General features: G+C 64.9%; 13 protein-coding genes. 9 read left to right on the forward strand and 4 right to left on the reverse strand.

Annotated features, from left to right (window positions below; genetic code table 11):
• Nucleotides 1-9 precede the first annotated feature (9 nt).
• The 8 genes from XI08_RS31120 to XI08_RS31155 all read left to right on the forward strand — a co-directional run bounded on the left by XI08_RS31120 (nucleotide 10) and on the right by XI08_RS31155 (nucleotide 7,601).
• On the forward strand, nucleotides 10-1,149 hold the full coding sequence (locus XI08_RS31120; protein WP_271577314.1) for a cysteine desulfurase family protein: 1,140 nt from the start codon (nucleotides 10-12) through the stop codon (nucleotides 1,147-1,149).
• Nucleotides 1,150-1,262: 113 nt separating this feature from the next.
• Nucleotides 1,263-2,759, forward strand: a complete 1,497-nt coding sequence (sufB, locus tag XI08_RS31125) for a Fe-S cluster assembly protein SufB (RefSeq protein ID WP_271577315.1) — start codon at nucleotides 1,263-1,265, stop codon at nucleotides 2,757-2,759.
• Nucleotides 2,760-2,820: 61 nt separating this feature from the next.
• On the forward strand, nucleotides 2,821-3,570 hold the full coding sequence (gene sufC, locus XI08_RS31130; protein WP_027542612.1) for a Fe-S cluster assembly ATPase SufC: 750 nt from the start codon (nucleotides 2,821-2,823) through the stop codon (nucleotides 3,568-3,570).
• An 11-nt stretch (nucleotides 3,571-3,581) separates the two neighbouring features.
• Nucleotides 3,582-4,886 carry a Fe-S cluster assembly protein SufD gene (gene sufD / locus XI08_RS31135; protein WP_271577316.1) on the forward strand — a complete coding sequence of 435 codons (1,305 nt, stop codon included), beginning with the start codon at nucleotides 3,582-3,584 and terminating at the stop codon, nucleotides 4,884-4,886.
• Nucleotides 4,883-6,130, forward strand: coding sequence for a cysteine desulfurase (locus XI08_RS31140; RefSeq protein ID WP_027542614.1), 1,248 nt, complete (start codon nucleotides 4,883-4,885; stop codon nucleotides 6,128-6,130). Before sufD ends, XI08_RS31140 begins: the two co-directional genes overlap by 4 nt.
• On the forward strand, nucleotides 6,127-6,498 hold the full coding sequence (locus XI08_RS31145; RefSeq protein ID WP_011087115.1) for an SUF system Fe-S cluster assembly protein: 372 nt from the start codon (nucleotides 6,127-6,129) through the stop codon (nucleotides 6,496-6,498). Before XI08_RS31140 ends, XI08_RS31145 begins: the two co-directional genes overlap by 4 nt.
• A gap of 123 nt (nucleotides 6,499-6,621) precedes the next feature.
• Nucleotides 6,622-6,963 (forward strand): HesB/IscA family protein, encoded by a 342-nt coding sequence (locus tag XI08_RS31150; RefSeq protein ID WP_014495548.1) that lies wholly within the window; start codon nucleotides 6,622-6,624, stop codon nucleotides 6,961-6,963.
• Nucleotides 6,964-7,145: 182 nt separating this feature from the next.
• Nucleotides 7,146-7,601 (forward strand): TfoX/Sxy family protein, encoded by a 456-nt coding sequence (locus tag XI08_RS31155; protein ID WP_271577317.1) that lies wholly within the window; start codon nucleotides 7,146-7,148, stop codon nucleotides 7,599-7,601.
• Nucleotides 7,602-7,603: 2 nt separating this feature from the next.
• On the opposite strand, the gene fabA is transcribed toward XI08_RS31155, so the two are convergent.
• From fabA to XI08_RS31175, 4 genes are all read right to left on the reverse strand, one after another.
• Nucleotides 7,604-8,134 carry a bifunctional 3-hydroxydecanoyl-ACP dehydratase/trans-2-decenoyl-ACP isomerase gene (fabA, locus tag XI08_RS31160; protein ID WP_271577318.1) on the reverse strand — a complete coding sequence of 177 codons (531 nt, stop codon included), beginning with the start codon at nucleotides 8,132-8,134 and terminating at the stop codon, nucleotides 7,604-7,606.
• Nucleotides 8,135-8,238: 104 nt separating this feature from the next.
• Nucleotides 8,239-9,306, reverse strand: a complete 1,068-nt coding sequence (locus XI08_RS31165; RefSeq protein WP_271577319.1) for a GGDEF domain-containing protein — start codon at nucleotides 9,304-9,306, stop codon at nucleotides 8,239-8,241.
• Nucleotides 9,307-9,469: 163 nt separating this feature from the next.
• Nucleotides 9,470-10,987 carry a DEAD/DEAH box helicase gene (locus XI08_RS31170; RefSeq protein WP_271577320.1) on the reverse strand — a complete coding sequence of 506 codons (1,518 nt, stop codon included), beginning with the start codon at nucleotides 10,985-10,987 and terminating at the stop codon, nucleotides 9,470-9,472.
• 291 nt (nucleotides 10,988-11,278) lie between these two features.
• Nucleotides 11,279-12,274, reverse strand: coding sequence for a helix-turn-helix domain-containing protein (locus XI08_RS31175; RefSeq protein ID WP_271577321.1), 996 nt, complete (start codon nucleotides 12,272-12,274; stop codon nucleotides 11,279-11,281).
• A gap of 197 nt (nucleotides 12,275-12,471) precedes the next feature.
• Here XI08_RS31175 and XI08_RS31180 point away from each other — a divergent pair, with 197 nt between their 5' ends.
• Nucleotides 12,472-13,986, forward strand: a complete 1,515-nt coding sequence (locus tag XI08_RS31180; RefSeq protein WP_271577322.1) for a caspase family protein — start codon at nucleotides 12,472-12,474, stop codon at nucleotides 13,984-13,986.
• Nucleotides 13,987-13,993: the final 7 nt, after the last annotated feature.

The following is a 13,993-nucleotide window of genomic DNA, read 5'->3' on the forward strand; positions in this document are numbered from 1 at the left end:
GAGGGCCAGATGCCGACCCGCGTCTATCTCGACTGGAATGCGACCACGCCGCTGCGCTCCGAGGCGCGGGCGGCGATGGTCGCGGCCTATGACCTCGTCGGCAATCCGTCTTCGGTCCATGCTGAGGGGCGGGAGGCGCGACGCCTCGTCGAGGAAGCGCGCTCCACTTTGGCGAGCGCTGTCGGCGCCCTACCGCGGAATGTCGTATTCACCTCCGCCGGAACCGAGGCCAATGCGCTGGCGCTGTCGCCCGGTCTGCGGGGGCCATCCGGCGGCCCCGTCGAGCGGCTGCTGGTCTCCGCCGTCGAGCATGCCTCGGTGCTGGCAGGCGGCAGGTTCCCGGCGGACAAGGTCGGCCATATCAGGGTGACGCGTGCCGGCGTGGTCGATCTCGACCACCTCAAGGCGCTGCTGAAGGACGGCCCGCCGACGCTGGTGTCGATCATGGTGGCCAACAACGAAACCGGCGCGCTCCAGCCGGTCGCGGAGGCCGCCCGGATCGTTCACGACGCGGGGGGCCTCCTGCATGTCGACGCGATCCAGGCACTGGGCAAAATTGCGTTCAATATTAATGCGATAGGCGCGGACCTTGCGACCTTTTCTGCACACAAGATCGGCGGGCCCAAGGGCATCGGCGCGCTCGTCGTGGCGGAGGGGGTTTCCGGGGTGGAACCGTTGCTCAGAGGGGGCGGGCAGGAGCTCAACCGCCGGGCCGGAACCGAGAATGTCGCGGGCATTGCCGGCTTCGGCGCGGCGGTGAAGGCCGCGCTTCAGGCTTTGCCGGAGGATGCGAAGCAGATGGCAACCCTCAGAGATCGCTTGGAAAATGGCATCCGGGCGATCGCCGGCGCGACGATCTTCTCTGACAATACGGAGCGGTTGCCAAATACCATCTTGTTCACCGCACCCGGCCTGAAGGCCGAGACCGCGGTGATCGGCTTCGACCTCGAAGGCATCGCGGTTTCCTCCGGCTCGGCGTGTTCTTCGGGCAAGGTCCAACCGTCCCACGTGCTGTCCGCCATGGGATTCGACCCCTCGGTCGCCCAGGGAGCGGTGCGCCTCAGTCTGGGCTGGTCTACGGAACCGGACGACATCAATAGGGCGTTAGAGGCTTGGCGAAAGCTTGGTAATACCCTACTTAGAGGGTAAGCGACGAAACACGGCTTGAACGGTTCTAAGCGCGTGCTTTCGGCCAGAAAACATCGTAATACTCGTCCGACTTTGATCCACCGCGGTCCTTGAAACCGCGAGCGGAGGATAGAATGCCAGCCGTGCAAGAGACGGTCGAGCGCGTGAAGCGCATCGACGTCGATCAGTATCGTTATGGGTTTGAGACCCTGATCGAGTCCGACAAGGCCCCCAAGGGGCTGTCGGAAGAGACCGTCAAGTTCATCTCCGAGAAGAAGAACGAACCCGCCTGGATGCTCCAGTGGCGGCTCGAGGCCTATCGGCGCTGGCTGACCATGACCGAGCCGACCTGGGCGCGCGTCGACTATCCCAAGATCGACTTCCAGGACCTCTATTACTATTCGGCGCCGAAGCCGAAGAAGACGATCAGCTCGCTCGACGAGATCGATCCGGAGATCCTCAAGACCTACGAGAAGCTCGGCATTCCCTTGCGGGAAGTCGCGATGCTCGAAGGTGTCGAGCCCAAGGTGGGCGAGGAAGACCCGGCCCGCCGCAAGATCGCGGTCGACGCGGTGTTCGACTCGGTGTCCGTTGCGACCACCTTCAAGGCGGAGCTGAAGAAGGCCGGCGTGATCTTCATGCCGATCTCGGAGGCGATCCGCGAGCATCCCGAGCTGGTGCAGAAATATCTCGGCTCGGTGGTTCCGACCTCGGACAATTTCTACGCGACGCTGAACTCGGCGGTGTTCTCCGACGGCTCGTTCGTCTACGTGCCGCCGGGCGTGCGCTGCCCGATGGAGCTGTCGACCTATTTCCGCATCAACGAGCGCAACACCGGCCAGTTCGAGCGCACGCTGATCATCGCGGACAAGGGCTCCTACGTCAGCTATCTCGAGGGCTGCACCGCGCCGCAGCGCGACGAGAACCAGCTGCATGCCGCCGTGGTCGAGCTCGTGGCGCATGATGACGCCGAGATCAAATATTCGACGGTGCAGAACTGGTACCCGGGCAACTCGGAAGGCAAGGGCGGCATCTACAATTTCGTCACCAAGCGTGGCGACTGCCGCGGCCACCGCTCCAAGATTTCCTGGACCCAGGTCGAGACCGGTTCCGCCATTACCTGGAAGTATCCGAGCTGCATCCTGCGCGGCGATAATTCGAGCGGCGAATTCTATTCGATCGCGATCTCGAATGGCTACCAGCAGGTCGATTCGGGCACCAAGATGATCCACCTTGGCAAGAACACGTCGAGCCGGATCATCTCCAAGGGCATCGCCGCGGGCAAGTCGCAGAACACCTATCGGGGGCTCGTGACGGCGCATCGCAAGGCGACCGGCGCGCGCAACTTCACCGCCTGCGACTCGCTGCTGATCGGCGACAAATGCGGCGCGCACACCGTGCCGTACATCGAGGCCAAGAACTCCTCGGCGACGTTCGAGCACGAGGCGACGACCTCGAAGATCTCCGAGGACGTGCTGTTCTACTGCATCCAGCGCGGTCTTTCGCAGGAAGAGGCCGTCGGCCTCGTCGTCAACGGCTTCGTCAAGGACGTGCTCCAGCAGCTCCCGATGGAGTTCGCGGTGGAAGCGCAGAAGCTGATCTCGATCTCGCTTGAAGGGTCGGTCGGTTAACACCGACCCTCGCGGCGCGCCTCGGCGCTCCATGCATCATTTGAATAGACTGGACACCAAAATGGCTTTGCTTGAAGTGAAAGACCTGAAAGTTCGTGTCGAGGAGCGTGAGATCCTCCACGGGCTGACGCTGACCGTGAACGAAGGCGAGGTGCACGCGATCATGGGGCCGAACGGCTCAGGCAAGTCGACGCTCTCGCACGTCATCGCCGGCAAGCCCGGCTATGAAGTCACCGACGGCCAGATCCTGTTCAAGGGCGAGGACCTCCTGGAGATGGCCCCCGAAGAGCGCGCCGCCAAGGGCGTGTTCCTGGCGTTCCAGTATCCGGTGGAAATCCCCGGCGTCGCCACCATGAATTTCCTGCGCACCGCGCTCAACGCGCAGCGCAAGGCGCGCGGCGAGGATGAGTATTCGACCCCCGACTTCCTGAAGAAGGTCCGCGAGGTCTCGAAGTCGCTGAACATCCCGCAGGACATGCTCAAGCGCGGCGTCAACGTCGGCTTCTCCGGCGGCGAGAAGAAGCGCAACGAGGTGCTCCAGATGGCGCTGTTCGAGCCGAGCCTGTGCATCCTCGACGAGATGGATTCCGGCCTCGACATCGACGCGCTCAGGATTGCGGCCGACGGCGTCAACGCACTGCGTTCGCCGAAGCGCGCGATGGTCGTGATCACCCATTATCAGCGGCTCCTCAACTACATCGTGCCCGATTTCGTGCACGTGATGTCGAAGGGCCGTGTCGTGAAGAGCGGCGCTAAGGATCTGGCGCTGGAGCTGGAAGCGTCCGGTTACACCCAGTTCGAGGACGCGTAAGGATTTTTGGGATGAACGTTGCTGTGGCAAAGACCGGAAGCGGCCGCGCGGTGAGCGATCTCTTCGCCAGCGCCGAAGGCCGGCTGCCGGGTTCGCCGGCGGTCATTGCGGCGCGCCGCGAGGCGTTCGAGACCTATGAGCGTCTCGGCCTGCCGCACCGCCGGATCGAGGAATGGAAATACACCGATCTGCGCGCGCTGGTCGGCGAGGTGCTGCCGCTCGCAGCCGCGCCCGATGCGGCCGCGCTGAAACGCGCCGCGGACGCCGTGAAGGCGCATGCGATCGCTGGCACCCGCAAGCTGGTGCTGGTCGATGGCGTGTTCGTGGCTGATCTTTCCGACGTGAAGGCGCTCGTCTCCGAGGTCGGCCTCAAGACGCTCCGGGAGACGCTGGAGAAGGATGCCGCTCTCCTGAAGACGGCGTCCACCGACGCCGTGATCGCGCTGAACGCGGCGATGGCGACCGATGGCGTCGTGCTGTCGATTGCCGATGGCGCGCAACTGTCTGCGCCGATCCAGATCATCCACGTCGCGATGGCTGCGTCAGCTTCGGCCTTTACCCGCTCGCAGGTCGCAGTCGGGAACGGCGTTCGCGCCACCATCATCGAAAGCTTCGTGGCGGCCGGCGCCAAGGCCTACCAGGTCAGTGACGCCGTGATCGTGACGATCGGCGACAACGCCGACGTCGCGCATATCCGCCTGTTGGATGATGCGCCCGACGCGGTGAACATCACCTCGCAATTCGTCACCGTCGGCGCCAACACCAAGGTCAACTTCTTCAACATGACCACCGGCGCGGCTGTCAGCCGCCTCCAGGGCTTCATCACGCTGGCGGGCGAGGGCAGCGAGCTCGCGATCAACGGCGTGAACCTGTTGAAGAAGACAGAGCATGGCGACACCACGCTGGTGGTCGACCATGCCGTGCCGAACTGCGTCAGCCGCGAGATCTTCCGCGCCGTAATCGACGATCGCGCCCATTCTGTTTTCCAGGGCCGCATCATCGTCCGTCCCGACGCCCAGAAGACCGACGGCAAGATGATGACCCGCGCGCTCTTGCTCTCGGACGAAGCTGAAGCCGACAACAAGCCCGAGCTCGAGATCTTCGCCGACGACGTCTCCTGCGGCCACGGCGCCACTGCCGGTGCGCTCGACGACAGCCTTTTGTTCTATCTGAAGGCGCGCGGCCTGCCCGAGAAGCAGGCCCAGGCGCTGCTGATCCAGGCCTTTGTGGGCGAAGCGATCGAGCAGATCGCCGATGATGGCTTGCGCGAGCACGTGATCGGCATCGCCGAGCGCTGGCTGGAGCGGAGGTCATGAGCACGCATCCGGCAGTCAAGAACGGCGCCTACGACGTCGCGCGCGTGCGCCAGGATTTCCCGGCGCTGGCCATGCAGGTCTACGGCAAGCCGCTGGTCTATCTCGACAACGCCGCATCGGCGCAGAAGCCGAGCGCCGTGCTCGAGCGCATGACGCAGGCCTATACGAGCGAATACGCCAACGTGCATCGCGGCCTGCATTACCTCGCCAATGCCGCGACCGAAGCCTATGAAGGCGGCCGCACCAAGGTGGCGCAGTTCATCAACGCTGCCCGGACCGAGGAAGTGATCTTCACCCGCAACGCGACGGAGGCCATCAACCTCGTCGCCTCGTCCTGGGGCGGGCCGAATATCAAAGAGGGCGACGAGATCGTCATCTCGATCATGGAGCACCACTCCAACATCGTGCCCTGGCATTTCCTCAGGGAACGACAGGGGGCCGTGATCAAATGGGCGCCGGTCGACGACGAGGGCAATTTCCTCATCGACGAGTTCGAGAAGCTCCTGACGGCGAAGACCAAGCTGGTCGCGATCACGCAGATGTCGAACGCGCTCGGCACCATCGTCCCGATCAAGGACGTGGTGAAGATCGCTCACGCCCGCGGCATTCCCGTGCTGGTCGACGGCAGCCAGGGTGCCGTGCATCTGCCCGTCGACGTCCAGGACCTCGGCTGCGATTTCTACGTCTTCACCGGCCACAAGGTGTACGGTCCGACCGGCATCGGCGTGCTCTGGGCCAAGTACGACCATCTCGTCGCGATGCGCCCCTATAACGGCGGCGGCGAGATGATCCGCGAGGTCTCGCGCGATGTCGTCACCTATGGTGATCCCCCGCACAAGTTCGAGGCTGGCACACCCGCGATCGTCGAGGCCGTGGGCCTTGGCGCCGCCATCGACTACGTCAACTCGATCGGCAAGGAACGCATCGCCGCCCACGAGCACGATCTCACCACCTATGCCCAGGACCGGCTGCGCGAGATCAACTCGCTGCGGCTGATCGGGACGGCGCGCGGCAAGGGTCCGGTGATCTCCTTCGAGCTCAAGGGCGCGCACGCCCACGATGTCGCCACCGTGATCGACCGCCAGGGCATCGCGGTGCGCGCCGGCACCCATTGCGTGATGCCGCTTTTAGAGCGGTTCAACGTGACGGCCACATGCCGGGCCTCGTTCGGCATGTATAATACGCGGGAAGAAGTCGATCATCTGGCACAGGCGCTGTTGAAGGCGCGGGATTTGTTCGCATGAGTGACACGGCCGAAATCAAAGCCAATCCGATGGAAACCCGGTCGGCGCTGCCGCCGGAGGAAACCGAGCGGCTGACCACCGAGATCATCGCGGGCCTCAAGACCGTGTTCGATCCGGAGATTCCGGCCGACATCTACGAGCTCGGCCTGATCTACAAGGTCGAGATCAAGGACGACCGTTCCGTCGACGTGCAGATGACGCTGACGACGCCGAACTGCCCCGCCGCCGGCGAGTTGCCAACCATGGTCGAAAATGCGGTCGCCAGCGTCCCCGGCGTCGGCGTGGTCGACGTCAAGGTCGTCTGGGAGCCGCCGTGGACGCCCGAACGCATGAGCGACGAGGCCCGCCTCGTGCTCAACATGTGGTGACGCGTACGTTCTGCTTTTCATTCCTGGCATTGAATTTGCTCCGCAACGGACCACATCACTGACATGACACAGGCAACACCAGCATCCTCCACCCCGAAGCCGCGGCGGCCCCGCCCGCAGGTGATGCGGCTGACGGATGCCGCCGCCCAGCGCATCAGCGAGCTGACCCAGCGCGCTGATTCCGAGATCGTCGGCCTGCGCGTCGGTGTGAAGAACGGCGGCTGCGCCGGCCAGTCCTACACCGTCGAGTATGCCCATGATGTCCGCCCGACCGACGAGGTCGTCGAGGACAAGGGCGTCAAGATCCTGGTCGATCCCAAGGCCGTGCTGTTCCTGCTCGGCACCGAGATGGACTACAAGGCGGACAAGATGCAGGCCCAGTTCGTCTTCAACAACCCCAACCAGGTCTCCGCCTGCGGCTGCGGCGAATCGGTCGAGCTGCGGCCGGCGAAGATCGACGGGTAGCGTCGCTTTCGCCAACCACTCTGCCGTCGTCCCGGCGAAGGCCGGGATCCATACCGCGTGATCTCGCGGTGACGGACGGTGTCAGTACCGACGCTGGCGCGACCAACGGTCATCGCTAAACTACCTCCTGTGGTTATGGGTCCCGGCCTTCGCCGGGACGACGATGGAGAGGTATTTGGGCCATGGACCGCGAATTTCTGATCGACCTGTTCGCCGATTTCGGCCCTGTCACCATCCGCAAGATGTTCTCCGGCTACGGCATCTCCGCCGACGGCACCAACTTCGCGCTCGCCTTGCGCGCCGGCCTGTTCCTCCGCGCCGACGAATTGACCATCCCGGACTTCGAGACAGAAGGCTCAAAGCCGTTCCAGTACTCGACCCGCGCCAAGACCGTAACCGTCAACTCCTATTGGGAGCTGCCCGCGCGGCTGTTCGACGATTCCCAGGAGCTTGCGCAATGGGCGAGGGCGGCGCTCGCCGCCGCCCAGCGCGCCAAGGTGAAGCAGCGGCCCAGGGGTAAGAAGGCGTCGAAGAAGGCGGCGACCAAACCGGCGAAGAAAGCCGTCAAATCTGCCAAAGCGCCGAAGAAGGCGGGCAAGGAGAGCCCGGTCCGCAAGCGCGCCAGGCGAAGGGGCTGAGCTCAGTCCGCCGCCTTGGTCAGGCCAACCCTCATGTCCTTGGCCACGAAGACGCAGGTGCCGTCCGCAAGCACCCGACCGTCGGCAATGCCGAGCACCAGCTTGCCGCGCCGGACCTGGCGCATGGCGACCTCGTAGCGCACGCGCTGCGCGTCCGGTGTGATGGTGCCCGTGCACTCGACTTCTCCGACGCCGATGGCGCGGCCTTTGCCCGGTGAGCCCGACCAGCCGAGCCAATAGCCGATCATCTGCCACATGGCATCGAGCCCGAGAGAGGACGGCATCATCGGATCGCCGCGAAAGTGGAAATCGAAGAACCAATGGCCCGGTACAATATCGAGCTCGCCGACGATATGGCCCTTGCCGAACGCGCCGCCGTCCAGGCTGATCTCGGAGATGCGGTCCATCATCAGCATCGGCGGTGCCGGCAATTGCGCATTGCCGGGGCCGAAATAGCCGCCTTCGCTCGATCGCAGCAGCTCGTCCCTGGTGTAGGACGGTTGCAGGCTGTGAAAATCATGGGGATTGGCCAAGGCGACAAGTCCTCCGGACGCTCGCACCGTAAGGTGGCGAGGAAGATGTTGCTCGTCGGGAGAGAATGTCAAGCGCGCATGGTCTTCTGCGCGCGGTGTCCGCGTCACGCCACGCGACTGTGGCTCTCGATGGCAAATTCCGGATCGGCTTCGCAGATCACGCGGTTGCGGCCGTTGCGCTTGGCGGCGTAGAGGCAGGCATCGGCGCGTTCGATCAGCGCGTCGGTGTCGTCGCCCGGCTTGAGCATGGAGACGCCGACGGAGATGGTGACGCGGCCGAGAATCTCGCCGGTCGATTTCTTCTTCAACTCCTTCGCCATGACGGCGCGGCGGATGTGATCGGCGACCGTGAGGGCCTGGCGCAGCGCAGTGTTGGGCAGCAGCACGGCGAACTCCTCGCCGCCATAGCGCGCGGTGATGTCCTGGCCCTTGATGGTCTGCTTCATGGACAGGCCGACCAGGCGCAGCACCTGGTCGCCGGTGAGATGGCCGTAGGAATCGTTGAACGACTTGAAGTGGTCGATGTCGAACAGCAGCAGCGACAGCGGCTCGCCTGATGCGAGCGCGCCCTGCACGGCCATGTCGATCATGCGGTCGAAATATTTGCGGTTGCCGAGGCCCGTGAGCGGGTCGGTCAGGCTCTCGGCGCGGATCGCCTCCAGGCTCTGCTGGAGATTGCTGATCTCGCTCCTGGACAGCGTCAGCCGGTCTTCCAGCGCCTTGTTGGTCTCGCGCATCTCGTTGGTCGAACGCATAAGCGTCTCGACGATCGCCTTGATCTGCTCGCGGCTCTTGGCCGACGACAGCCGTTCGGTCGCGCCCGACAGGCTGGCGTCATAGGAGCCGGTCATGCCGAGCGCATCGCTCAGCACCTTCATCACGTCGTCGATCTCGCCGATGACGCGCGCGCCGACCTTGTCGATGCGGTCGGTGGTCTTGATGTGGGAGAGATAGGTCTCGTAGATCTGCTCGAGATCGGCTTCGGTCAGCTTGCCGTGGCGGGCCAGCGTCTCGTTGATGATCTTGTTGAGCGGCGCGTTGTAGCCGGTGGCGTAGACGTACCAGATCTCGTAATTGCGGGGAATTGCGGTTTGGCGGAGCGAGCGGATCTGACCGAGCGCCACCTCGGCGAACGCCATCGTGCGTTCGTGTTCGTCGAGCACCTTGACCACGGAACATACCCCACAGCGGTCGGTGCGCCATCGACCGCGGCAATACTTAAATTATGTTCGTAGGCTAACGGACGATCGTGAACACCCCGTAAATATACGTTCACGAATGCGTCCGAAAAAGTGTGCGGAAGTCTGTCTCAATCGACCTGAAGCGCGTTGCGCTTCAGGCGCCGGCGGGGGAGCGGACCGGTCGCAACAGAAATGCCGGAAGGTGCGAATGATCGCCCGGCTCGGTGTCGACCTCGCGCTGGCGGCGCGGTTCGGGACGGCCGATCGACGGCACATGCGACGCATTGGCCTGCGGGCGCGCGCCGTGACGCGGCTCGGATGATTGCCTGGCTTCGCGCGGGGGCCTTGCCTCGCGTGCGGGCCTCGCCTCGGGGGCGGGCCGCGCTTCGGCAGAAAGCCGTGCCTCGCCACGCGCCTCGCGCGGCTCGTGGCTGCGCTCACGGTCGCGACCGCCGCGTTGCGGCTTGCCGCGTCCGCCGCGTGAACGTTCGCGGCCGCGCTGCTCGCGCGGACGGTCGGTCGCATCGCCGGCTTCTGCGTGGACTTCATAGTCGCCCTCGGCGCGCGGAATGCTCTGGCCGATCAGCTTTTCGATCGCGACCATCGACTTCTGGTCGAGCGGCGTGACGATCGAGATCGCCGTACCGCTGCGGCCGGCGCGGCCGGTGCGGCCGACGCGATGGACATAGTCGTCGGGATGGTGAGGGACGTCGAAATTGAAGACGTGGCTGACCTCGGGAATGTCGAGGCCGCGGGCGGCGACGTCGGAGGCGACCAGCAACGGCAGCTCACCCTTGCGGAACTGCTCGAGCGCGGCCATGCGGGCCGGCTGGTCCATGTCGCCGTGCAGGGCGCCGACGCTGAAGCCGTGCTTCTGGAGCGATTTGTGAACGATCGCGACTTCGCGCTTGCGATTGCAGAAGATGATCGCGTTCTTGAGATCCTTGGCCTCGCGCAACAGGCGGCGGAGCAATTCGCGCTTTTCATGCGCCTCGCGCCCGGCCGGGACCTGGGACTGCGTGACGGTGACGGCGGTGGTGGCGGGCTTGGAGACTTCGACCTTCTGCGGGTTGTGCAGGAAGGTCTCGGTGATGCGCCGGATTTCCGGCGGCATGGTCGCGGTGAAGAACAGGGTCTGCCGCGTGAACGGGACGAGCTTGCAGATGCGCTCGATGTCGGGGATGAAGCCCATGTCCAGCATGCGGTCGGCTTCGTCGATGACGAGCAGCTCGACCCCGGTGAGCAGGAGGCCGCCGCGCTCGGTGTGGTCGAGCAGGCGGCCCGGGGTTGCGATCAGCACGTCGACGCCGCGCGTCAGCTTGGCATCCTGGTCGCCGAACGAAACGCCGCCGATCAGCAGCGCGACGTTAAGCTTCTGGCCGGCGCCGTAGCGGTCAAAATTCTCTTTGACCTGTGCCGCGAGCTCGCGGGTCGGCTCCAGGATCAGGGTGCGCGGCATGCGCGCCCGGGCTCTGCCCTTTTCGAGGATGGTAAGCATCGGCAGCACGAAGGCCGCGGTCTTGCCGGTGCCGGTCTGGGCGATGCCGAGGACGTCCTTGCGTGCGAGGACGTGGGGGATCGCCTGTTCCTGAATGGGGGTGGGGGTGGTGTAACCGGTGGCCGCCACTGCGGCGAGGACTTTTTCGGATAGTCCGAGATTTGAAAAGGACATTGAGCCTCTGGTCGAAACCGCCGTTCGGAATCGAGGGTAATAAGGCTGGTCGCGTTCCACCCCGAAACGGCGCGCTCTCAAGGAAGCTGGGGGTGCTGACTCACGCGAACAAAGCGCAAGGCTCAAGAATCGCTCTTCGATCTGAGCCGCGTCGCCCCGGAACATAGGCGGGAATTGGCCAAAGTCAATGGAGCAGGCGCGGGAAGACCCTAAAAACCCTGAGGTTTTTGCCCAAATAGCGGGCCTGGCTGGGGTTTTCCGCCTCCGCCATTGGTCGGGCGGCGGGAGCGCCTAATGCCCTTCGGACCCCCGCGCCCGGAAGTCGCCGGGGGCCATGCCATGGGCGGCGTTGAAGACCCGGTAATAGGTCGCCAGGCTCTCGAAGCCGCAGGAGGTCGCGATGTCGGCGATCAGCCGCTCCGGCGTCTCGCGCAGCAGGCGGCGGCTTCTCTTGAGGCGCTCGTCGGTCACGGTCTGCGAGAAGCTCTTCTCGGCGGCCTCAAACAACATGTGCAGGTGACGCACGGAAACGCCGAGCAGATCGGCCACCATCGCCGGCGCCAGATCCGGGTTTTGCAGGTGGCGCGCGATCAGGCGCCGCGCCTGCGAGAGACGGGCGGTCCGCAGTGCAGCCTGTCCGAGCCGGCTGCCGGGGCGCACGATGCCGCGCTCGATCAGCGCCAGATGGGCCAGGGCCTGAACTAAGGAGGCCTGAACTAAGGAGGCCTGAACCAAGGAGCTCGCATCGGCCGCGTCGTCATCGCCAGCGGCGGCCTCGCCGAGATCGGCAAAGCAGGCCGCGAGCAGGGGCGCCAGAGCGGGGTCATTGAAGGTCTTCGGCGCGAGTTCGCGGATGCGCCTGTCCTGCGCCGGGATGTGGCTGACAGGGATCTTCAGGATGCGCAGGTGGAAGCCCCCGGCGCCGAGCGGCGCGGTGCGGTAGGGCAGGTCGGTATGGCTGGTGGCGAAGCTGCCATTGGCGATCGCGAAGTCGTTTCCGCGCATGCCGCCGAACCAGCCGCCGCTGCCCAGCTGCTGGTAGACGCAGATGCTGTCGCCGGGCGCGTAGGCGATGTCGGAGGTGCTGCGCTCGACCGTGTAGTGCGAAGCCTTCAGCTCGACGAGACCGCCGCCGCCGAGCTGGCGCAGCGAGAATTCGCCGAAGAAGTCCGCGCGCCGCTCGCGCTCGAGTTCGGCGGTGACGCCGAACAGGCCTTTGGCGCGCACCTCGCGCCAATAGTCGAAGCGGTCATGCGGCTCGACCTCGTCGGTACACCAGCGGTTCACGATAGCCCTCGTCCCCGAACGGAATTGCGCCTAAGAAAAAGCAGATTCCAGCTGTTCTTGCCATAGGCTCAGACGATGGAACCGGTGGCCTATGCCGGTTGAACCGCCGCTATGGCTGGACCGACTATGACAACAACGGCTGAAGGTCGCCAACGAGGGGCGCCGGCGGTAAGCCGTCCTGCAACGGGAATTTTTCGATGACGCGTCGGCTTTTCAGAATTCTGGCGACCCTTGGCCTCGCGGCGAGCCTGGGCGGCTTCGCGCTTCCCGCCCACGCCGAGAAGCGCGTCGCGCTCGTCGTCGGCAACAACGACTACAGGAACGTCCCGAAACTGCTCAAGGCGGTCAACGATGCCCGCACCATGGGCGACACGCTGAAGCAGCTCGGCTTCTCGGTGATGATCGCAGAGAACCAGAGCCGCCAGCAATTCTCCGAGACTCTGCTTGCGTTCGACCGGTCGATCGAGCCCGGCGACACCGCGTTCTTCTTCTATGCCGGCCACGGTTTCGAGATCGCGGGCCAGAACTATCTGCTGCCGACCGACGTGCCGGCGGCGACGGAAGGGCAGGAAGAGCTGGTACGCGACGCCTCCATCCTGGCGGACCGCATCGTCGAGCGCCTTCAGAACAAGAAGGCGCGGACCTCGATCCTGGTGTTCGACGCTTGCCGCAACAATCCGTTCGAACGCAAGGGGACCCGCGCGGTCGCCGGCGCCGGCGGGCTCGCGCCGATGACGCAGCTGCCCGAAGGCGTATTCTCCGTGTTCTCGGCCGGTCCCCGCCAGACCGCGCTCGATCGTCTCTCCAACGACGACGCCAATCCCAATTCGGTGTTCACGCGCACCTTCGCCAAGGAGCTGCTGCAACCCGGCGAGAACCTCGTGCAGGTGGCGCAGCGTACCCGCCGTCTCGTCAGCGAAATGGCCGACACCGTCAAGCACAGGCAGGTGCCGGTCTATTTCGACCAGATGGTCGACGACGTCTTCCTGAGCAGCGTCGCGAAAGACGCGGCTGCGCGCCCGGCCGATCCGCCGCCGCAGAAGCTTGCGGCCCTGCCGCCGGTGTCGGTGCCGCGCGTGCCGAAGGAGGAAACCACCAATGCGCCGATCGCGAGCTTCTCGCGCCACAATGGCGGATGGAGCGTGGTGTTCTCCTTCGCCGATCCGACGCTCGGCATTTCCTGGCGCATGGCCGGCAATGGCGATTTCCGCGAGACCGGATTCATCGACACGCTCGATCCGCGCACGCGCAAGCGGATGCCGAACCCGTCGATCGAATTGCCGCCGGATGCGCCGGCCGGCACCATCGAGGTCCGCTATGTCGATCAGTCCGGCGACATGCAGGGCCCGTTCCCGATCAGGTTCGATCCGGAGGCTGCGCTGATCCGCGACCAGCGCAAGATCCTGGACATGACCGCGACGAGCTGGCTGTCATTCCGCGAGTTCAACGGGCTGCTCGTCTACTACACGCACCTCGTGTCCTACCGCTGCGCCATCCGCGAGGTGCGCATCGGCATCGACACCGCGGTACCAAACCAGGTGCTGAAGATGCCGGGGTGCGACATGCGCGACCCCAGCGCGATCACCGCCGGCATGCCGCTCTACATGAAGCTCGCTCCGGCCACGCAGTTCGTCTCGGTGGAGCTGACCTATCGCGACGGCAGCGTGTCGGAGATCAAGAGTTTTCGCGCGGCGAACCGCAGCAACAACTGAGGTGTCG

The sequence above is a fragment of the Bradyrhizobium sp. CCBAU 11361 genome, assembly GCF_028128935.1.
Taxonomy (GTDB): Bacteria; Pseudomonadota; Alphaproteobacteria; order Rhizobiales; family Xanthobacteraceae; genus Bradyrhizobium; species Bradyrhizobium niftali.